Source organism: Pseudoalteromonas sp. D15MCD-2, assembly GCF_038562745.1.
Taxonomy (GTDB): domain Bacteria; phylum Pseudomonadota; class Gammaproteobacteria; order Enterobacterales; family Alteromonadaceae; genus Pseudoalteromonas.
The window spans coordinates 771,938-793,234 of the sequence record NZ_JBCFQE010000001.1; the positions used below are offsets into that span (position 1 = coordinate 771,938).

The 21,297-nt window shown below is 41.2% G+C and carries 22 protein-coding genes; 5 read left to right on the forward strand and 17 right to left on the reverse strand.

The window, feature by feature from the left end; genetic code table 11:
- Positions 1–10 precede the first annotated feature (10 nt).
- On the forward strand, positions 11–1,342 hold the full coding sequence (gene phoR / locus AADY36_RS03510; RefSeq protein ID WP_285220696.1) for a phosphate regulon sensor histidine kinase PhoR: 1,332 nt from the start codon (positions 11–13) through the stop codon (positions 1,340–1,342).
- Between the two features lie 91 nt (positions 1,343–1,433).
- On the forward strand, positions 1,434–2,402 hold the full coding sequence (locus AADY36_RS03515) for a PstS family phosphate ABC transporter substrate-binding protein (RefSeq protein WP_054560880.1): 969 nt from the start codon (positions 1,434–1,436) through the stop codon (positions 2,400–2,402).
- A 52-nt stretch (positions 2,403–2,454) separates the two neighbouring features.
- On the opposite strand, the gene mdoH is transcribed toward AADY36_RS03515, so the two are convergent.
- The 10 genes from mdoH to sfsA all read right to left on the reverse strand — a co-directional run bounded on the left by mdoH (position 2,455) and on the right by sfsA (position 12,897).
- Positions 2,455–4,437 carry a glucans biosynthesis glucosyltransferase MdoH gene (gene mdoH / locus AADY36_RS03520; protein ID WP_054560879.1) on the reverse strand — a complete coding sequence of 661 codons (1,983 nt, stop codon included), beginning with the start codon at positions 4,435–4,437 and terminating at the stop codon, positions 2,455–2,457.
- Positions 4,409–6,127, reverse strand: coding sequence for a glucan biosynthesis protein (locus AADY36_RS03525; protein WP_285220697.1), 1,719 nt, complete (start codon positions 6,125–6,127; stop codon positions 4,409–4,411). Before AADY36_RS03525 ends, mdoH begins: the two co-directional genes overlap by 29 nt.
- A gap of 346 nt (positions 6,128–6,473) precedes the next feature.
- Positions 6,474–6,674: a hypothetical protein gene (locus AADY36_RS03530; protein WP_370625252.1), complete on the reverse strand. Its 201-nt coding sequence runs from the start codon at positions 6,672–6,674 to the stop codon at positions 6,474–6,476.
- Positions 6,675–6,770: 96 nt separating this feature from the next.
- Entirely contained in the window at positions 6,771–7,622 is an 852-nt protein-coding gene (gene panC, locus AADY36_RS03535) for a pantoate--beta-alanine ligase (protein ID WP_055021001.1), read from the reverse strand.
- Positions 7,623–8,417 (reverse strand): 3-methyl-2-oxobutanoate hydroxymethyltransferase, encoded by a 795-nt coding sequence (gene panB, locus AADY36_RS03540; RefSeq protein ID WP_239963103.1) that lies wholly within the window; start codon positions 8,415–8,417, stop codon positions 7,623–7,625.
- 29 nt (positions 8,418–8,446) lie between these two features.
- The gene (gene folK / locus AADY36_RS03545) at positions 8,447–8,935 is read right to left on the reverse strand and encodes a 2-amino-4-hydroxy-6-hydroxymethyldihydropteridine diphosphokinase (protein WP_239963091.1); all 489 of its coding nucleotides are present in this window, start codon (positions 8,933–8,935) and stop codon (positions 8,447–8,449) included.
- Between the two features lie 2 nt (positions 8,936–8,937).
- A complete protein-coding gene (gene pcnB / locus AADY36_RS03550; protein WP_239963134.1) occupies positions 8,938–10,224 on the reverse strand; it encodes a polynucleotide adenylyltransferase PcnB in 1,287 nt (428 codons plus the stop codon).
- Positions 10,225–10,516: 292 nt separating this feature from the next.
- Entirely contained in the window at positions 10,517–11,461 is a 945-nt protein-coding gene (gluQRS, locus tag AADY36_RS03555; protein WP_285220698.1) for a tRNA glutamyl-Q(34) synthetase GluQRS, read from the reverse strand.
- Positions 11,462–11,481: 20 nt separating this feature from the next.
- On the reverse strand, positions 11,482–11,925 hold the full coding sequence (gene dksA / locus AADY36_RS03560; protein ID WP_054551179.1) for an RNA polymerase-binding protein DksA: 444 nt from the start codon (positions 11,923–11,925) through the stop codon (positions 11,482–11,484).
- 252 nt (positions 11,926–12,177) lie between these two features.
- Positions 12,178–12,897: a DNA/RNA nuclease SfsA gene (gene sfsA, locus AADY36_RS03565; protein WP_054561190.1), complete on the reverse strand. Its 720-nt coding sequence runs from the start codon at positions 12,895–12,897 to the stop codon at positions 12,178–12,180.
- A gap of 149 nt (positions 12,898–13,046) precedes the next feature.
- Here sfsA and pepB point away from each other — a divergent pair, with 149 nt between their 5' ends.
- Together pepB and AADY36_RS03575 are read left to right on the forward strand one after the other, a co-directional pair.
- Entirely contained in the window at positions 13,047–14,342 is a 1,296-nt protein-coding gene (gene pepB, locus AADY36_RS03570) for an aminopeptidase PepB (protein ID WP_054560873.1), read from the forward strand.
- A 199-nt stretch (positions 14,343–14,541) separates the two neighbouring features.
- On the forward strand, positions 14,542–15,108 hold the full coding sequence (locus tag AADY36_RS03575) for a phosphoribosyltransferase (RefSeq protein ID WP_054560872.1): 567 nt from the start codon (positions 14,542–14,544) through the stop codon (positions 15,106–15,108).
- 216 nt (positions 15,109–15,324) lie between these two features.
- On the opposite strand, the gene AADY36_RS03580 is transcribed toward AADY36_RS03575, so the two are convergent.
- Together AADY36_RS03580 and AADY36_RS03585 are read right to left on the reverse strand one after the other, a co-directional pair.
- A complete protein-coding gene (locus AADY36_RS03580; RefSeq protein ID WP_239963088.1) occupies positions 15,325–16,944 on the reverse strand; it encodes a hypothetical protein in 1,620 nt (539 codons plus the stop codon).
- 361 nt (positions 16,945–17,305) lie between these two features.
- A complete protein-coding gene (locus AADY36_RS03585) occupies positions 17,306–17,962 on the reverse strand; it encodes a Crp/Fnr family transcriptional regulator (protein WP_054560870.1) in 657 nt (218 codons plus the stop codon).
- A gap of 268 nt (positions 17,963–18,230) precedes the next feature.
- Here AADY36_RS03585 and AADY36_RS03590 point away from each other — a divergent pair, with 268 nt between their 5' ends.
- Positions 18,231–18,461 (forward strand): YgjV family protein, encoded by a 231-nt coding sequence (locus AADY36_RS03590; RefSeq protein ID WP_054560869.1) that lies wholly within the window; start codon positions 18,231–18,233, stop codon positions 18,459–18,461.
- 12 nt (positions 18,462–18,473) lie between these two features.
- Here the strand turns inward: AADY36_RS03590 and AADY36_RS03595 are convergent, their stop codons facing one another.
- The 5 genes from AADY36_RS03595 to AADY36_RS03615 form a co-directional block, all read right to left on the reverse strand.
- Positions 18,474–20,114: an amidohydrolase gene (locus AADY36_RS03595; protein ID WP_342408501.1), complete on the reverse strand. Its 1,641-nt coding sequence runs from the start codon at positions 20,112–20,114 to the stop codon at positions 18,474–18,476.
- Positions 20,115–20,207: 93 nt separating this feature from the next.
- Positions 20,208–20,441 carry an EF-hand domain-containing protein gene (locus tag AADY36_RS03600; RefSeq protein WP_054560867.1) on the reverse strand — a complete coding sequence of 78 codons (234 nt, stop codon included), beginning with the start codon at positions 20,439–20,441 and terminating at the stop codon, positions 20,208–20,210.
- A 4-nt stretch (positions 20,442–20,445) separates the two neighbouring features.
- Positions 20,446–20,679, reverse strand: a complete 234-nt coding sequence (locus tag AADY36_RS03605; protein ID WP_054560866.1) for an EF-hand domain-containing protein — start codon at positions 20,677–20,679, stop codon at positions 20,446–20,448.
- Between the two features lie 103 nt (positions 20,680–20,782).
- Complete coding sequence (locus tag AADY36_RS03610; protein ID WP_342408502.1) at positions 20,783–21,010, reverse strand: hypothetical protein; 228 nt, start codon at positions 21,008–21,010, stop codon at positions 20,783–20,785.
- A 9-nt stretch (positions 21,011–21,019) separates the two neighbouring features.
- Complete coding sequence (locus tag AADY36_RS03615; protein ID WP_055020997.1) at positions 21,020–21,247, reverse strand: cag pathogenicity island protein Cag25; 228 nt, start codon at positions 21,245–21,247, stop codon at positions 21,020–21,022.
- Positions 21,248–21,297 lie beyond the last annotated feature (50 nt).

Sequence of the window (21,297 nt, forward strand, 5' to 3'; positions counted from 1 at the left end):
AAGTGAGTGTATGTATCGAGTAGTGAATAAACAGGCGTTAGCAAAACGCCTGTTTATGTATTTCTTACCCTTGTTATTAGTTGGCGTACTTGTAGGTGCGCCTTTTTTGCTTTTATTTTTAGGCTCTTTTGCACTTTTAATTTGGCATTATCATCAATTATATCGCCTCAGCGATTGGCTCCTTAATCAACGTAGTTTTAACCCACCCGAAGGGGAGGGAGCGTGGGAGCAAGTCTTTGAAGGGATCTATCATTTACAACACCGCAACCGTAAAAAACGCAATGAATTGGCAGACTTAATACGCCGTTTTCGTGATGGCGCCGAAGCTGTGCCTGATGCGGTGGTTGTATTACAAAAAGACCTAAGCATTATTTGGTGTAACCAATTGGCTTTAAAGGTTTTAGGTTTACAGTGGCCTACTGATCATGGGCAACGCTTAGATAATCTTATTCGCGATCCTAAGTTTGCAAAGTACATGCATAAAGCTTGTTTCGATGAACCGCTCGAGCTTGATGGTGGCCACAGCTACGATCAAACCTTAGAGTTTCGTGTTATGCCCTATGCAAGTTCACAGTTGATGATGGTGGTGCGTGATGTTACTCGCTTAAAGCAACTTGAGCAGATGCGTAAAGACTTTGTGGCCAATGTTTCTCATGAGCTGAGAACACCGCTTACTGTGGTAACCGGTTACTTAGAGATGCTTGATTCAGATAGCTTACCACCTCCTGCAATGTGGCAAAAAGCGCAAACAACCATGCTTGAGCAATGTAAGCGTATGGATAGCTTGGTCAATCAATTACTGTCTTTGTCGCGTATTGAAGGGGCACGTCGTCAAGATAACGATAAGCCTGTCAATGTACCGCAGCTACTTACCTATATTCAAACCGAAGCACAGTCATTAAACCAAGATAAAGGCCATGAGCTTATTTTTAATGTTGATGCGAGCTTAGACATTAAAGGGGCCGAAGATGAATTACGTAGTGCCTTTTCTAATCTTGTGTTTAACGCCATCCATTACACCAAGCCTAGTGGCAAGATTGTAGTTGATTGGCAGCTTAAAAATAACCAAGCCGCATTTAGTGTGACCGATAATGGTGATGGTATTGCCGCAGAGCATATTAACCGTTTAACCGAGCGTTTTTATCGTGTAGATAAAGCGCGTAGCCGTACGACAGGTGGGTCTGGATTAGGTTTAGCTATTACAAAACATGTACTTACAAGGCATGATAGTCGTTTAGATATCAGCAGTAAATTAGGACAAGGCTCGACCTTTGCGTTTGCATTTGGTAGCGAAAAAGTCGTGCGTATTGCAGGTAATACCAAAAAAAACGCAAAGTCATAAAAATGTCATTTAAGGGTAATCTAACTGTCATCTAGTGTCATTAGAGTAGACCGCAGTTAGGAAATGGGACGAACAAATCGGAGTAACCCCTATGAAATTCAAAAATCTCGTTGCCGCAATGGGTGTGGCTGTAACAACATTTGTATCAGCACAAGCAGCTGCAGTTGATAAAGATATGCCTGAGTACACTAAAACAAGTGGTATCTCTGGTAACTTTTCATCTGTTGGTTCTGACACTCTTGCAAACATGATGACGTTCTGGGCAGAAGAGTACAAACGCTTCTATCCAAACGTAAACATTCAAATCCAAGCAGCGGGTTCTTCAACTGCTCCTCCAGCATTAACTGAAGGTACAGCAAACTTCGGCCCAATGAGCCGTCGTATGAAGTCAAAAGAAATTGAAGCATTCGAAAAGCGTTATGGCTACAAGCCAACTGAAGTTCGCGTTGCAATCGATGCTCTAGCTGTATTCGTACACAAAGATAACCCAATCAAAGGTTTACGTATTGACCAAGTTGATGCGATTTTCTCTTCTACACGTAAATGTGGTGCAAGTGAACAAGTTAACCGTTGGAGCGAAGTAGGTCTTGAGGGTGATTGGGCTGCAAAAGATATCCAGCTTTACGGTCGTAACTCAGTATCAGGTACTTACGGTTACTTCAAGAAGAAAGCACTTTGTAAAGGTGACTTCCGTAACAACGTAAACGAACAACCTGGTTCTGCATCTGTAGTACAGTCAATCTCTTCTTCAGTGAACGCGATTGGTTACTCAGGTATCGGTTATAAAACATCAGGTGTACGCACAGTTCCACTTTCTAAGAAAGGTGATAACTTTGTTGATGCAACATTAGAAAACGTAGCAACAGGTAAATACCCACTATCTCGTTTCTTATACGTTTATGTGAACAAGCACCCTAACAAGCCGCTTTCACCAATCGATGCAGAGTTCTTAAAAATGGTTCTTTCTGTAGACGGTCAAAAAATTGTTGAGAAAGATGGTTATGTGCCACTTTCAGGTAAAATGGCAATGGCTGAACTTAAAAAGCTAGGCCTTCTGTAACAACCATACAGACATAGATGAAAAAACCGCTCATTGAGCGGTTTTTTTTCGTTTAGCTTTTGGCAAAGAGCTTGGCTTTAATACGTTGCTGAGCAATACGTACTTGCTTGCGCTTTTTACCCGAGGGTGCCTTAAAGCTTTGAATAGGCATTACCGTTGGGTATTCATTGGGTAATGCTGGTACATTAAAGTCAGCGTGTTCATCTTTTGGCAAGCCAATTTCTTGTTGATGTACACGAAGTGCCGCTAAGGTATCATCGTTTTCAACTTCACTTGGACATAAAAATAAACCCATTTTACGCATTTTCACTCCTAAGCCGATGCTGCTTGAATAGCGTACAATTGGCGCTGCTAAAATAAGGCCTACTAAAATAGGTGATAACCACCAAAAGAAGGTCGGTGTGTAATAGTAAGCAACCGAGCCCCAGATAATCGCGGTAATAGTCGAAAATAACGTATAACCAATCGCTTCTTTCCACGGTACCATTCTGCCTTCGCGAGGTTGTGCATCCCAGCTAACTTTTTTGCCTAAAAATACGCACACTACAAAGTAGCTATGAAACACCATCATTAAAGGGGCAATCACAATCGCAAAAATAGTTTCGATGAGTGAACCGGCAATTAACTTCATCGTACCGCCAAAGGCGTTATTACGATGCACTAAAGTCACAATTACGCCCATTAATTTAGGCAGTAACAACAATACAGCTGTAATAAATAACAACGAATCAATTAAATCAGTTTTTGCAATTTGCCAGGTTGGGAAAAGTTGATAAGCATGGTTAAAGTACACGTCGCTATTAAGTGCACGAGTTACTGCATCTAAGGTACTTAATGCCAGCATCGATAACCAAATCAACGATGAAATATACGCTGTGGCACCAAATAAAAAGTGCATTTTACTCATTAGCTTAAGACCTGATTTAGGCAGTAAACCTAAATGCTGGATATTACCTTGCACCCAGCGTCTATCACGAATCGCGTAATCGAGAATGTTACTTGGTACTTCTTCGTAACTGCCTTCAACATCGCTGAGCAGTAACACATCCCAACCACTGCGGTGTAGCAGAGAAGCTTCTACAAAGTCATGACTTAAGATCTCACCACCAAATGGGGCATTACCTTTTAGAACAGGTAGGCCGCAGCACTTTGTGAATGCTTCAACGCGAATAATCGCATTGTGGCCCCAGTAGTTTGCTTGGTTTGTTTGCCAAAAAGCAGAACCAGTTGCCAGCATTGGGCTATATAAAATTGATGCAAACTGTAAAAAGCGGCCAAAAAACGTGTCTTGGCGAACCGGAATCGGGATCGTCTGGATCAAGCCTGATTTTGGATTGCTGATCATGCTGGAAGTCAGTTCAAGCATACATTGACCCGTCATAATGCTATCGGCATCAAGCACAATCATGTGATCGTATTGGCTGCCCCAACGTTCACAAAAATCAGTTAAGTTACCCACTTTACGGTGTTTATTATCTTCACGGCGACGATAAAAAGTATGCTTTGCTAAATCACCTAAGCGCTCAGTAAGTGCATTCCACGCTTTAAGTTCATTACGTGCAATTTCAGGGTCTTGCGTATCACTTAGCAAGTAAAAGTCGTAATGCGGCATTTGCCCTGTTTTAGCCAGCGAGCGTAAACTTACTTCAAAACCGGCGATGACACGCTCTGTATCTTCGTTGTAGATAGGCATAACAATGGCTGTTTTAGTTTGGCTCAAGGCATGCTGATTAATCTCGATTGGCTTTTGACGTTTTAAGGTCAACGGGTCAATACGAAATAATTGCAGGATGAAGCCCATACAGCCACTACAAAAGGCTGTAACAATCCACGCGAAGGTAACTGTAAATAATGCCAGTAAAGCGTACTCAAGCGGTGTCATGCCGTTAGAATTTAAAATATCGAACATGATCCACACGCCATAGGCGGTAATGGTAAGCGCTAGGCTTGAAAAAAGCCAAGCGCGGGTCTTCTTAAATGGCATTGCTGTTGCCTTTAATGCTTTACTATTGGACGTCGTTTGGATACCAGACATAGCTCCATACCTCGCTGATTTCTTTATCACGTAGTTTTAACGATAAGCGCATATCAACAGGCTTATCTCCCTCTGGCGCCACTTTAAATGCTACGCGCCATCCTTGATTGTTTGGTAACTGCTGTACCGTTTTATCGCTTATTTGCCCAGCAGAGAGTGTAAGATCCGCCTGCATGGCAAAATTAGCTGATAGTTGATTAATGGTTTCGCCACTAAAATCAACGGTAAATTGGCGGTGGCTTTTTGGTGGTGGATTGTCTTCACCAGGTAATGCTGCACTACCAATTCGGGTTCTTAACACACCCGCTTTATCTTGAGTTGCAAGCGTGGCATTGAAAGTCGACAGCTTGTAACTAAAGCTTAAGCTGTCACCAGCTTTCATAGGCTGCTCTGGCACCCAATAGCTAACAATATTGTCGTTGGTTTCGGTATCTGTAGGGATTTCTACTAACTCAACACGCCCTTTACCCCAATTACCCACTGGCTCAATCCACATGCTCGGACGGTTGTGATAATGCGCTTCGGTATCAAGGTAGTTATTAAAATCTCGGTCTCGCTGTGCAAGGCCAAAGCCTTTAGGGTTCTCGTAGCTAAACGAAGTGACACTTAATTTTTTTGGGTTATTCAGTGCACGCCAAATCCATTGACCTTGTTCTGATTGCATTAATAGGCCATCAGAATCATGTACTTCAGGGCGGTAATCATCAAAAAACTTAGTACTATTTTCACCGTGGTAAAACATACTTGTTAGCGGGGCTATGCCGAGCTTTTTAATGTCTTTACGGGCAAAAATTTGCATCTCGGTTTTTACTTCTGTGTTAGTAGAAGGTGTTAGTTCAAAACGATAGGCTCCCGACACTGAAGGGCTATCTAATAATGCATAAAGCACGATGGTAGTATCTTCGGGTGCAGGTTTTACTAACCAGAACTCTTTGAAAACAGGAAATTCTTCGCCTGAGCTCAGTGCTGTATCAACTGCAAGACCTCGAGCTGACAGACCATATACTTGATGCGGGCCAACTAAACGAAAATACGAAGCACCTTGGAACACAGCTACTTCGTCTTTGTACTGGTTGTTGTTCAGTGGAAAATGCAAACGAAAACCTGCATGGCCAAGTTGTGTATTGGCAATAGCGGTGCTGATCTCTTGCTCTAACGGGGCAGCAGTTGCATCATAACGATAGTATTCTGTTTTAAAAGGTAAACTTTTTACTTCGGCATTTTGCTCAAGAGTATTGATTGCAACTGGTGAGCGATATAAAAAGCCAGGGTGGAATAACTGCACTTCATACAGGCTTTGATCTTTCCAAATTGCTTGCTCAGTACGAAAACGAATCGCACGGTAGTCCTGATAACCAATACTAGTTAATGCTTCAAGCTCTAACTCTTTAGGCGCTACATACGGCTCAGAGGCTAATTTTTTCGCACGTGCAGTGATAACTTCAAATAGCTTTTCTTCTGGAATCGTGATCATTGCAGGCTTAAGCTCAACAGCAGCAGTATCCTCTACTTGCTGTTTTTCATTTTCGGTTGCTTGAACCTCAGCGGCTGTTTGTTCTGTTTCAGTTGCTTTTGGCTGCTCTGGGTCTTCAACTGCGTAACTATGACCTGCGCTCATGGCTAATAATACGCCCAAGAAGGTCTTCTTTTTAATAGCGCTGAAGAGCTTAGTACGGGTTTCTGGTTTCATTCAATTTTCCTTTAGCCGTAAATCACGTTAATTCTTTCATATCTCATAGCAATTGCTGGACCCAAAATAAAAATTAACAATCTCAATGGTTTTGAGTTGGTGCAGCTAAATGCGAAGAGTAAAATTTTGAAATTAGTGAGAAACAATTACACAGTTGCAGTTGTTTATTCGTCACCAATATGGAGAAGTTTAATGAACGAAAGCTTGCCCTAATATGAATAGCTTAAAGGGTAAACAAAAATATGAACAAAATTACCAGAGGCTTAATTGTGCGAGTGAAATTGTAATCGAGGAGGGGAGTGCAGGCACCGAATAGGTTTTCAGTGCCTTAAAAAGCGAGTAGTTGTTATTTAACTTCGCCTAACTTTTCTGCATTGGCTTTACATTGGTTGTAAGCTTCAATGCACTTGTTGCTACAGACTTTATGAACTAAGCCATCAGCGGTGCTTTGTTGCTCACAGCTCGCTTCGCATTGATAGTTTTGCTGAGCACATTGCTGCATTTCTGGGTTTTCAATTTTGTTTGAGCAGGCAGACAGTAATGTCATAGCAAACAATGTTGCTGCAATTGCTGGTAATTTTTTCATGCTTATCCCTAGTTTATGTCTTTTCTTTGCAATCCATCTTACCCAGATTGTTGCTATTTAATCCAGCTCAACTTGTAAATTGTCAATTAAACGTACTGAGCCCAAATAAGCAGCAGCTAAAATAACAAGTTGTTTGTCAGCCACGGTGGCTGGTTTTAGTGTTGAGCGCTCTGCAATCGAATAATAGTCAGGTTTTAGTCCTGCCTTTTCAAGCTGTGCTTTTGCATCTGCCTCAAGAGCTGCAATGTCTGCGCTGCCTTGTTTAAGTGCCGTTGCAGTATTATTTAGTGTGGCAAACAGTACTCTTGCGGTGTCTTTTTGCTCATCAGATAAATAGCCATTACGAGAGCTCATTGCCAAACCTGAGATTTCGCGGCAAGTAGGAACGCCAACAATTTCAACTGGGATAGATAGGTCGCGCGTCATGGTTTTAATAACCTGTAGCTGCTGAAAATCTTTTTCACCAAAACAAGCAAAGTCAGGTTGAACCAAATTAAATAATTTAGTGACAACGGTTGCAACGCCTTTGAAGTGACCAGGACGCGAGCCTCCACAGTACCCCATAGAAACACCCGGTACATCGACAAAGCTTTGCTCGCCTAAACCATTTGGGTAAATCGTCTCAACGGATGGGGTAAACACGATATCAGTACCAAGATCTGCTAAACCTTGTTTATCTTCGTTTAGTGTACGCGGGTAACTATCAAGGTCTTCATTGGCACCGAATTGCATCGGGTTTACAAAGATACTCACAACCACTTTATCAGCCAATGTTTTGGCTTTTTCAACAAGTGAAAAGTGACCTTGGTGTAAATTGCCCATGGTAGGCACTAGCGCAATGCTCAGGCCCGCTTGACGCCAAGCTTTGATTTGGCTGCGTAACGATTTAATTTCAGTGATTGATTGCATTTATTTAAACTCGTGTTCGGTACTTGGGAAAGCACCACTTTTTACATCTTCACAATACTTTTGCACTGCTGCTGGCATATTGCCGGTTTCTAATAAAAAATTCTTTGAAAACTTAGGGATATAACCTGCCGAAATACCAACTAGGTCGTGCATTACTAAGATTTGTCCATCAGTTTGATTACCTGCACCAATACCAATCGTAGGAATGCTCAGTTCATCAGTAATACGTTTAGCAAGTTCACTTGGAATACATTCTAAAACAAGTAACTGTGCACCTGCTGCCTCAAGTGCTTTTGCATCGCTGACCATTTTATCGGCTTGAGATTGCTCACGACCTTGAATTTTGAAACCGCCAAATACATGTACTGACTGAGGTGTTAATCCTAGGTGGCCACATACTGGAATACCTTGTTGGGTCATTGCACGAATACTGTCGTGCAGCCATTCGCCGCCTTCAAGCTTTATCATGTTTGCCCCAGCACGCATCAGCTCTGCTGCATTTTTACAGGCATCAGCTGGGTTGGCATAGGTCATAAAAGGTAAGTCAGCAATCACAAATAATTCGCGGCTACCCGCACGCACACAACGTGTATGATAAGCAATATCTGTGTTAGTTACTGCAAGGGTGTCATCAGCACCTTGCAGTACCATGCCTAGTGAGTCACCGACTAAAATCACCTCGACGCCATTATCATGAAACAATTTTGCAAAACTGGCATCGTAGGCCGTTAATGCGGTGATTTTTTGTTTTTCTTGTTTCATTTTATTGAGAGTTGAAACGGTGATTTTAGACATAATTTCCTCTAAGGCTTAGCCTTGGTTGATTACTGCTGAGGGAGTTGTTGTAAATCGTTTAAAGGCAACGTTTTTGTTATATCAGCAAGTGATTGATTATTCGGTAGTACAAGTGCTGGTGCAATTTCCAACAAGGGATAAACAACAAATTCTCGCTCTGTTAAGCCATAATGAGGCACAGTTAAGCGAGGGGTGTCTATCACGTCATTACCGAACAATAAAATATCTATATCAAGGGTACGCGGACCCCAGCGTTCTTCTTTTCTAACACGGCCATGCTCAAGCTCAATGGCTTGAGTTAAATCAAGCAACTGCTCTGGCTTAAGTGCAGTTTTAACACACGCGACTGCATTTACATAATCGGGTTGATCTTGTGGCCCCATTGGTTTGCTTGCGTAATCATGGGATACACAAACAAACTCAACGTTTTTTAATGCTTTTAGGGCAGTGACAGCAGCATGAATTTGTTTACGTGGTGTGTTTAAGTTGGCACCTAAACCTAAATAAACGGTATTCATACTTAGTCTACTTTTTTCTTGCGTGGGCGACGACGGCGCTTAGGGCCACCTTGGTGTCCTAAACTTTTAACCATTTCTTTTTGACCATTGATGTCTTGGCTTAGGTAGGTTGTCCACCAGTCAGCAAGCTCTTTTTGCTGCTCTTCGCCAGCTTGCACACGCAGTAGTAAGAAATCATAGGCAGCCTTGAAGCGAGGCTGTTGAGTGAGCCTGTAAGCACGCTGACCACCTCGTTTATCAAGGCGTTGCTGAATATGCCAAATATCGCGTGCACCCAAGGTGAAGCGTTTTGGTACTGCTACATGTTGCGCGTTTTCACTCAGTACTTTGTTCATTGCTTGTGCAAATGCATCGTACTCTGAAAGTTGGTCGCGTTGTTGTAACTTCTTCGCAATGCTCTGCAATGGGAACCACAATAAGGCTGCAAAAATAAAGGCTGGGGTGACTTTTTTATCAGCATTAATACGTTTATCGGTGTTTTTAAACATTTGCAGGATAAACGTATGCTCAAAGCCTTCAGGGTTGGCATCTAAGATTTTATCAAGAGCAGGAAATAATGCTTTGAATAAACCATACTGGCGTAGCATTAAGTAGTTTTCTTCAGCTTTGCCGTTTAAAAACAATTTGAGTGATTCTTCAAACAAACGAGCAGGCGGAATATGATCAAGTAAATTAGCAAGGCCTTTAATTGGCTTTTCGGTGCCAGGTGCAATGCTCATTCCCAGTTTGGTGGCAAAACGCACTGCACGTAACATGCGCACAGGGTCTTCACGGTAACGTGTTTCTGGGTCGCCAATTAGCTCAATTTGTTTTGCTTTTATCGCGCTAATGCCATTGGCATAGTCATAAATACAAAAATCGTTAATTGAGTAGTAAAGTGCATTAATCGAAAAGTCGCGGCGCTCAGCATCTTCTTCGATGCTGCCATAGACATTGTCACGCAGGAGTTGGCCGTGTTCACTTGATTGGCTAATTTGATTTTTGCTTTCTTCGGCTTCGTGATGGCCACGCATGGTCGCCACTTCAATAATTTCTCGACCAAACACGATATGGGCTAAACGAAAACGGCGACCAATTAGGCGACAGTTACGAAATAGCTTTTTGATTTGCTCAGGGGTTGCGTTTGTTACAACGTCGAAGTCTTTTGGTTGTTGGCCTAACAATATATCTCGAATACAACCACCTACAAGGTAGGCATCAAAACCACCTTCTTTAAGGCGGTACAATACTTTGATTGCATTTGGGCTAAATTGTTTGCGCGAAATACCATGTTCACTGCGCTCGATCACCAAAGGTAACTCACTCGTTGGCAAAGCATCACTTGATGTCGTGGCATTTGGGCCAATAATCTGCCGACAAAATTGAAAAAGCTTAGAAATAATAATCTGTCTCCTACGACGCGGACTTTGCGACTCATCAAGTATAGCGTTTGTTTGATACTTCGCCGATGTGAGATTGACGTGTAATCAGTGTGTTTTAAATGGCGCTAAATTAAGGTGTTGATGATTCGCACACTTTGGGTCGCTATCATATACCAGCAGGGCTGAAAAATTAAGTTACCCGGCCTTTAAAATTGGCAATTTATTTTTCAATAGTAACAAAGTTACAAAAAGGAGAGTTTGGATCCTCGCTAACTTGTATTTCTTGCACCTTTGGTATGTGTTCAAGGCGGTAAGTTTCAATAGCCCATGCTAACATCTGATCGATATTTAACGATAAAAGTGAGCTTTCTGGCTTTAAGCCTAAAAAGCGCAAGGCATCGAACAACGCAGGCTTTGGATCTGATTTTGCTATTGCCGGAGCGTAATTTTGTTTTGATAGCTTAAAACCGGGTTTAGCTACTGCTAAAGGTAGGTGGGCGTATTCTGGGGCCGGTTTATTTAGCTGCTTAAACAAACTGAGTTGTCGTGCGGTAGGTTCGAGTAAATCAGCGCCGCGAACGACTCTTGTAATATCTTGTGCAATATCATCGGCGACTACGACCAGTTGGTAAGCAAATAAACCATCGCTTCGCTTTATTAAGTAATCTTCTTTGGCAAGTTGGCTATCAACATACACTTTACCTTGAATTAAATCATGGTATTGACTGGTTGCAAATTGCTGGGTTAAACGTAGCGCTGAATCAGTTAAAGCGTGGTTTTTATACCGGCAGTGTCCTTGGTAAATGCCACCGATTGCTTTAATTTCTTTGCGCGTGCAATGACATGCATAAACAAGGTTCTGCGAAATTAACTCGTCTACAATGGCTTGGTATTGCTCATGACGCTGGGTTTGGTATATGACAGGCTCGTCCCAGTGCAGGCCGTAAGCCTCTAAGGTATGTAATATATCGTCGCTAGCACCGCTTACAACACGCGTTGTGTCGATATCTTCAATGCGTACTAACCACTTCCCTTGATTGGCTTTTGCATCAAGGAAGCTACCCACAGCCGCTATAAGTGAGCCAAAATGTAATGGCCCTGAAGGGGATGGCGCAAAGCGGCCACGATACTCACGCATTGGCGTGTTAACGGCTGTGGTAGACATGGGCTAATTAAAGGATGTAATTAACCGCGTCCAGATTGCTTTTCTTTAATTTCCGCAAGCGTTTTACAGTCTACACATAAATCAGCTGTAGGACGCGCTTCTAGGCGGCGGATACCAATTTCGATACCACATGATTCACAGAAACCAAAGTCATCTTCTTTGATTAATTGAATCGTTTTTTCAATTTTCTTGATCAGTTTACGCTCACGGTCACGAGTACGAAGTTCTAATGAGAATTCTTCTTCTTGTGCTGCACGATCTACTGGATCTGGAAAGTTAGCTGCTTCGTCTTGCATATGCGATTTAGTACGGTCTACTTCGTTACGTAAATCGTTACGCCAAGCTTCTAAAATTGTTTTGAAATGAGCACGTTGTGCTTCATTCATATACTCTTCACCTGGCTGTTCTTGGTATGGTTCCAACCCGGCCTGAGCCAATAACCCTAGTCTTTTTTGGTCTGGCATAACTTTCTCCTAAATCCTTAATATTTTGCCCAGCGTTAGCCGGCGGCTATAAATAGCAGAATCATTAGACTGAGGCAAATTTATTTTTAATTAATCCTCTTGACCTTGCGCTAATGATTGCTCAAATAATTATGGGCGGTTTTGTAAGCCCTTAACTATCCATAAATTTTTTAAATTTGCTAAGTTATATGGGCAAAAAAAAATAATACAACTAAAATAGTGCTTTTATTGTCGTTTTAGTAAAAGAGTAGCTTAGTTCAGAAAATCACATTTTTCTTGCAACTTAATTTCTTCTGCCGAAATTTTTGCTTTATAAGCAATCACTTCAACACCATTATCTATAGCTTCAGTTAAAAGTTTGGCGTATTTCGGGTCGATATGTTCCGCCGCACTTACTTGATTGATACCTTCATGTAAAACGGCAAAAAATAATACTGCACGATGTCCTTGTTGCACCACTTCTATTAACTCTCGCAGATGTTTTTGGCCTCGCTCAGTTTTTGCATCCGGAAAATACCCTTGCCCAGATTGTGGTTCTGTTTGTGAAAGTAATGTCACAGATTTTACTTCTACATAGCAATGGGGTTTGTGTTCACCTGTTAATAAAAAATCGATACGGCTATTTTCTTGGCCGTATTTTACTTCTGCAGCAATTGTTTGATAGTCAACAAGTTCAGTAATCGCGCCTGCATTTAAGGCTTCTTGTACAACGTTGTTTGCAATCGCGGTATTAACACATATTAAGTGATCGAATTGGTTCTGAGTTAATTGCAAGGATTGAGGGAACTTACGTTTGGCGTTATCACTGGTTGAATAAAACGCTTTAAATCCAGGCTCTGCACAGCCCGTCATTTTGCCGGTATTAGCACAGTGAGCTGTAAACTCTACGCCATCGGCAGTTTTTAAGTCGGCTAAAAAACGTTTGTAGCGTTTAATTAAGGTAGCTGTTTGTAATGCGGGAGTAAACTTCATGGCTCTTAGTAATTCGTTTTTCTTTATTGTAAGTGATTCATTACGAGGATTGAACCACATCTCATAATGCTATTTATCGCAAGCTGTTGGGAACTGACGTTGGCTGTAGTAAACTCGAGTAACATTTTTAGCGCAAAGAGTATTCTAACATGTCAGAAAAATTTCTAGTTCAACTTAGCGAGCAGGGCGCTGCCGCACATTGGGGCGAAAAAGCCGCTCTTTCTTTTACTGAACAAGGCGCAACTGTTCATTTAACTGAGCAAGATACACTTAAAAACGTACAAAAAGCAGCACGTACGTTAGCTAATCAAGGCTTAAAAAATATTGCCTTAGTGGGCGATGTTTGGTGTACAGAAACACAATGGGCTTTCTACCAAGGCTTTGTTTCACCAAAGAATTTAGATGCTATTGAGTTTGTTGAAAATGCAAAAACAGACGGCAAAGAATTGGCTTCTTTAAAGCAAGCTGCGACGTGGGCTCGTCAAATGATCAATGGCACAGCTGATGATATTTTCCCAGAGAGCCTAGCTGGTAAAGCAGCTGAGTTTATTCAGTCACTAGCACCTGAGCACGTAAGCTACCAAATTATTAAAGGTGATGCTTTATTAGAGCAACAATGGATTGGTATCCATGCGGTAGGCCGTGGTAGTGAACGTCCACCAGTATTATTAGCATTAGATTACAACCCAACTGGTGATGAAAACGCGCCTGTTGCAGCCGCTTTAGTTGGTAAAGGCATTACGTTTGATTCAGGTGGTTACTCAATCAAAGCAAGTGAAGGCATGTTAGGCATGAAATGCGACATGGGCGGCGCAGCAACTGTGACTGCAGGTTTAGCACTTGCTATTAGCCGTGGTATCAACAAACGCATTAAGTTGTTCTTATGCTGTGCTGAAAACTTAATTTCAGGCCACGCCTACAAACTTGGCGATATCTTAACGTATAAAAATGGTACAACGGTTGAAATCGTTAACACAGACGCTGAAGGTCGTTTAGTACTAGCTGATGGCTTAATGGCAGCAGGTGAGTCTGGCGCGCCATTAATCATTGATGCGGCAACCTTAACAGGCGCTGCGCTTGTTGCTGTAGGCCAAGAGTACAATGCATTGTTTGGTCTTGATAAAGAGCTTGTACGTGACGTACAAGACTTTGCAGAGCAAGAAATGGAAGCTGCTTGGCCACTACCACTTGAAAAGTGGCACCAACAAAATTGCCCGTCGCCATATGCTGATACGGCAAACAGTCGTCCACAAAAAGGTGGTGGCTACGGTGGTGCTTCTAATGCGGCTGGTTTCTTATCACGCTTTGTGCCAAATGAAGGGAAAGGTTGGGTGCACATTGACCTTGCTGCTGCATTTAACATGGGTAGCACAAGCGAGTGGGCTGCAGGCGCAACAACACAAGGTATGCGTACCGTTGCAAGAACATTACTAGAAAAAGCGTAAGCAATTTACTTTTTCATTAATCCCCTTAACTTTATCTAAGTTAAGGGGCTTTTTTGATCTAAAGGGGAATTTTACAAACTGATACAAGCTTTTTTGAGTAAATTAGTATAAAATCACGCCCCACATTTTCTCATCCTGTGGTTAGTTTTTATTAAATTAGCTACACTTGAATGATCAATTCACACTGGGGTCTCTATTTATGTCAGATAAGTGCTATATCACTGCGCAGCAGCTTCTTGAAGATTCATTTCGTGTTGCGGCACAAGTTTATGAAGATGGTTTCCGTCCTGATTTCATCATTGGTATTTGGCGTGGTGGTGCTCCAATTGGTATCGCAGTTCAAGAATATTACGATTACAAAGGCATCGAAACTGACCATATCGCAGTGCGTACTTCTTCGTATTACGGTATTAACCAGCAATCTAAAGAGATTAAAGTTCACGGTTTGCATTACATCATTGAAAATGCCAATGCAGACAATTCATTACTAATCGTTGATGACGTGTTCGATTCTGGCCGCAGTATTTTTGCATTAAAAGAAAAGCTTTCGGAGTTAATGCGTTTAAACCTACCACGTGATATTCGCGTTGCATGCCCATATTACAAGCCGAAGAACTCAAAGGTAGACATGGTGCCAGATTACTTCATTCATGAGTCTGAAGAGTGGTTAGTGTTCCCTCATGAGCTTTCAGGCCTAACGCCAGACGAAATTATCGAAGGTAAATCTGATTTAGCGAACATCCACGACATTTTACTTGAAAAGTAACCTTGTCCAAATTTTTCATAAAAGGCTCTTAGTGAGCCTTTTTTATTGTCTTAAATTAAGAGCGTAAAACTCCCCTTTGATAATAGTGGTAGTTTAAGCAGCGTAAATGCATTGATGCTTATCACAAAAGAGAAACTTGGTGTTTATGTATACTTTTTAAAGGCAATAAAAAACCGCGCATAAGCGCGGTTTTAAAAGTTTTATTAGCGTTGTGGACTAGCCACCGTTACCAGAACCACCAGTACCACCAGTACCACCAGTACCACCAGTTACAGGAACTTCTTCAACTTCACAGTTGTCACGAACGATGTTAAAGGTTTCATCAGTACCATCTGCCGTGATAGTGAATGTTTGCTCTTCAACATCAACACCACGTGGAGTGAATACAACATCATACTCTGCACCACTTTGTAAGCCAGTTAAGCTGTATGAACCATCAGAACCACTTGCTGCTGTTTTAATTCTGTTTGCTTGTGCATACTTAACTAAAGCACCTGTGAATGGGTACGTATTATCTTGGAAATCTTCGCTCGCGTTAGAACAAGAATAAGTTACATTGATATTCTCACTAACGATTTCGTAAGGTTGAACAACTGGAATTGAAATTGGACCACATACTAATTGTGAGCTGAAACCCCATGAGTTACCTAGTAAATCACGTACAGAGATACGAGCATTTAAAGTATTCCATAAGCCATACTTAGCTGCAGCACGTAAGAATAGGTTACCGCTGCCAGATTTAATACGGCGGCTGTATGAAAATTGAGGAGTATCAATATCAATAATTAATGGTACGCTACCAGGATACCCACCTAATGCGAAAGTTGGTACCGCTGTACAAGCTGGGAAGCTCCAAAGGAAAGGCCAGCCAGATAAGTGATTAGTAGAAACTGTTGCGTTGCCATCCGCGTCTACTGTTACAGAATCTTCAGTTGCCCACTCACCAGTATCTTCGTTATAAGACATTACACTTAGAGAATCGCCTTCAGAAATGGCTTGGCCATTAACTGTTGCTGGTAATGATGCCGTAAGAGAGATTGGGCTAGAGAAGTTCTTCACTTTTGAATCACCAGCCATCATTTCAACATTCATCATCGAAACAGGAACTTGAACTGTAGTTGTACTTGATTCATTTAAACCATCAGGGATAAGGTCAATTGCTTTTGCTTTACCTGAAGCCGCATCAACATCAGCAGTAACAACTGATAAGCTAATATCACCGTCAGAGATTGCGTTGCCATCAGCATCTTGCAATACAACATCAGTACCAATAGCAACTGAAGCCGAGCTCGAGTCTGCATCTGCTGATACAGTTAATTCTTCAGCAAGTTGACCAGAAGTAGCAGTACCTGTGCCAGAAGCAGAAGTTACAGTGTCATCAAGTTTTGTAAGTTGAACGAAAGCTTCAAACGGTTCAGAGTCATCTACTTCAGAGAAGTCTAAAATCGAAGTTTTAGAAATAAACTCATCTGAAGAAACAATCATTTTAAGCGTAGAAACATCTGATGATGCAAGATTGAATGTGAAAGAACCATCTTCAGTTGTGATAGAGGTAATAGAGTTACCGTCGATATCTACAACATTTTCAGAAGGAGAGCCGTCTTGGTAGAACATAATTGTTGCAGCAATTGGGTTACCTGTTGATTTTTGAACTACGTTACCTGAAACATAGAACGTTAAATCCTCAGGTGTATCAGCCACAGGAACATCTACAGTAGGTACAGGTGGCTCAGGCACTGTGTCGTTTTTGTCGTCATCACTCAAACAACCACTTAAGCTTAAAGTGACACCTAACGCTAGCGCTAGCTTGGTTAGTTTAAATTCATTGTTTCCCATAATCGTTACCTTTCTTTCCTTTCTCGTAAAGTAATCAGACTTTTATTAGAGCAAATAGTACCGGTTTGTGCACCGAAAAAACGCCACACATGGTTATCTGTTATTGAAGGATAAGCGTACATTATATATACGTCAAGTGAACATTATATATACTTTCATTAATAAAATAAGAAAGTTCTGTCTTATCTATCAAGTACAACAGCTGATAACAAACCGCTTTGCTAAATTGTAATATAGAGTCTTACTGTTAAGAAGCTTAACTCTATGAATATTTATAGATTATCCAACTGAACTTGTGCTGACTTTGCTTTTCAGTTTGGTAATATTATTTTAAAGCATTTAAGAATAATTTGTAACACATTTATAACTGCGCAAAACTTTCTACGTAGTCACTAAGCTTGTCGATATCTACCACTTGTAAACCTTGGTTACTTCTCTGCACTAAGCCTTTTTCAACTAGTTCTGTAACTACTCGTCTATAAGCTCTTTCGGTGGTGGCAAAGCGCTCTGCTTCAGCATTTACGGTAGGGTAGGCACGCAGTAGTGTTGGGTTGCTGTTTTCAGCTCTTAACAAGCAATCTTTAGCTATATTGTAGCTAAGTGGTAATAGCAGTTTATCTAAGTTTATTTTTTGGTTTTCTTGGAACTTAGCAGCAATTGTTTGCGCTGTGTATAAGCTTAATTCTGGCTTTTCTAAGAGTAGTGCGCGCCAATGCTTAAGCTCTATTAAGTTATAACTTACATCGCTAAAACACGTAACTGTGTAAATGCACGGGTAGTTATTCAGTGCTTCAATCTCACCAATCAATGTGTTGTTACAATCAAGCTGGCCTAAAAGAAGGCGTCGGCCATTACCCACGTCATAGCTGAATGACACTGTGCCGCTTCTCACTAATACGAGTTTTGACAAGGGTTGATCTTGGTGGATCAGCACTTCTTTTTTAGCTTGTTGAAAACTACTGCCAGCAAATGTCAGTAATTGGTCAACAAGATAGCTTGAAAAATGATATTGAAACATTAACGCCGCTCTTCGGACAATTGTCCTATTTATTACATCTTAATGACGTTAGCATTAAGATTCTAAGAATTTACGCTAACTTGCTAGTAAGGTGTTTCACGTTACTGATACCTTCATTTCCCGTGTAATGATTTTAAAGCTAAGATTACTCTTAAGCTTTACAAGGTTTTTAGTAAGTTAGCTTTTTTATTTTATTGTCAAACTAGCACAGAGTGCGTCAAAAAAAATGACAAGCTCCAATGCTAACCTAAAGCCTAGGAGAGAACAATTGAGTTGGGAATATTTAGGCTATTTAGCGTCAGCACTGTTGGTTGCTTCTTTGACAATGAGCGATGTAGTAAAACTACGCTGGCTCAACCTAGCAGGGTGTATTGCATTTACCTTCTACGGGCTGGCAATTGGTGCCGTTCCGGTAGCCTTTACCAATGGCTTACTGGCGTTTGTGAATATTTACCACATCATTAAATTAAAGCGTCAGCAAAAAGCTGACGCCGAGTAACACTAAGTAATATTATTTCTCTTTTTTATACTTCAGCTCGCCCGCAATCCAAGTTTGTGTCACGTTTATATCGTGGATCTGAGAAACAGGGGCTTTGTAATAGTCTTTATCAATCAAAATAAAGTCAGCCCACTTTCCTTGCTCTAAACTACCTACTTTAAATTCTTGATGTGCAGCATAAGCACCACCTAAAGTAAATGCACGCAAAGCTTCATCACGCGATAGCAGCTCTTGTGGTCGCCAGCCACCTTCAGGAAGTTGATTATGATCCATTCGTGTAATTGCTGAATATAATCCATCAAACGGATCAGCAAGCTCTACAGGAAAGTCAGAACCTGCTGCAATCACTGAGCCTTGCGCTAAAAAGGTTTTCCAAGCATACGCCCCTTCAAGTTGTTTTTCAGTTAGGCGCTGCTCTGCCATATGCATATCAGAGGTTGCATGAACAGGCTGCATTGATGGAATAATTTTTAACGTTTTAAAACGAGGGATATCTTCAGGAGTAACAATTTGTGCATGTTCAATTCGGTTACGCAGTAAAATCCCACCGGTTTTTTTAAACACATTTTCATAAGCATCGAGCACAACATGATTGGCTTTATCACCAATGGCATGGGTGTTCGCACTAAAACCATGAGCAAAGCTTAAGTTGAATAGTTGCTCAAGTTTTTCTTGGGTTTCAAGCATTAAGCCGTGGTGATTTTTACGATCTGCGTATTCCTCGATAAGGGCTGCGCCTCGACTTCCTAAAGCACCATCCGCATACACTTTGACACTTCGAATCGACAGCATGTCATTCATGTCTTTATATTTGCCTGCTTTGAGCATGGTTTCTAGCTGAGGATCGGCTGCACTTAGCATGGCAACGATTCTAACCGGAAGGGTATTTTGCTCAGAGCGCTGCTTGTACACTTGCCATGTATCATAATCGATACCAGCATCATGGGTTGATGTAATACCCAAACTCAGCAAGTGTTCACCAGCATTATCTAATGCTGTATTTATGCTGGCATGACTTGCTTTTGGTACATGCTGGGTAATAAGTGTTTCAGCTTTATCGATGAATACCCCTGAAGGTAACCCAGAATCTAGCTTTAAAATTTCACCGCCGGCAGGAGAGGGAGTTTGTTTATCAATACCTGCAAGTTCCATGGCTTTTGAGTTAACCCATACTGCATGACCATCAACGCGAGAAAGCACCACAGGTTTGTCTTTTACATACTTGTCTAAATCAGCGGCAGTTGGAAATTCACCGCCAGGCCACTGCTCTTGGTTCCAACCGCGACCAATGATCCAACCTTGCTTATCTTTGGCAAACTCAGCCAGCATTTTGCCAACCTCATCTGCCGAGAGCGTATTCCTGACATCAAGTTGTGAGAGGTTATTCCCTAAACCAATTACATGGCCATGAGCATCGACTAAACCAGGTAACAACGTGGCTTGCTCACCATCAATTGAGGTGGCGTCAGGGAAGCTGTTTTTAATTGAGTCATTGCCTGTTTTTACGACTTTACCGTCTTTAAAAACCAGTGCAGAAAAGTGTTGGGTTTCACCTTTGTAGGTAGGCGTGTAGCCATTTACATTGTAAATAACAGTGGTGTTGGCAAAGCAGCTAAGTGAAGCTGTTGCTAGTAAGCTGATGATGAGTTTCATAATCTTCTAATAGTTTTTATTGATTTACGAAAACAGTATCAGAGTTGCAGTAAACTGCAACTCAGCAGCAGGTAAATAATTAACTGTAACTCTTTATTTGCTTGCGTAGACCTTAAATTCACTGAGCGATAATTTATTATCTTTATCGCTGTCGTAGTTTTTGAAACGTGACCACAGAGCAGGATCTCTCGCTGACTCTGAACGAGTCAGGTAGCCATCGTCATTACGATCAAGTTGTTTAAATTTTTCACCAATACTATCTGCAGCAAAACTTATTGTGCTAAATACACCACATAAAATTAGGCTGGCAAAGGTTAATTTTGACATTATTTTAACTCTTGTTTGTTAAATAGTGTTTAAATTCAAGGAGCGAGATTTGTTGATCTTTATCTGTATCCCACTGCGCTATGCGTTTTTGCAAGTGCGGTTGTGATGACAGTTCCTGCACAGATAAAAAACCATTTTTATCTTTATCGAGGTGATCAAATCGTTGTTTTACATCCAATGCTAAGCTATTGAAGCTTATAGTAATTAAGGTGCATGAAGCAAGCCAGAAAATTCTCATAATTACTCTCCTTTATAAATAAAAGTGCTTGCCATAATTTAACTCCCAAAATTTAAATCCGTTTACACATTCCCTCTGGGATTATGGCAAGCACTTTAAGCCGTTAAGGTTTGAATTTTTCAAACTCTTGTTCAGACAAAACCTGATCGCCGTTTTCATCCAGATCAGCAAATTGCTTAAGTAATTTATCGTGTTTAGTTGCTTCAGTTAATGAAATCTCGCCGTCGGCGTTTGTATCAAATTTAGCAAATCGAACATCCATTTGTGATGCTAAAACAGTGGCGCTGATAACTAAAAACATCAGCGAGAATGCAGCTAAAAGTTGTTTCATTACAATCTCCTATTGAATAAACGACTGAAACTCAGAAAATGAAATTTGACCATCTTGGTTACTATCAATTTGCGTAAAGTTGCCATGTAATAATGCATCTTCAGATGCTTCTGCTTCACTCAAAAAGCCATTACTGTCTTTATCAAGCTCGTTAAACGTTGTTTGCAAATCTAGTGCATAACTACTTAGCGAGATGAGACTTATAAGCAGGGTGGCTACCTGGGCCGTTACTTTCATTTTGTGTCCTAAATAACTAATTTGCTTAGTACTAATCAAAATCAGTGCCA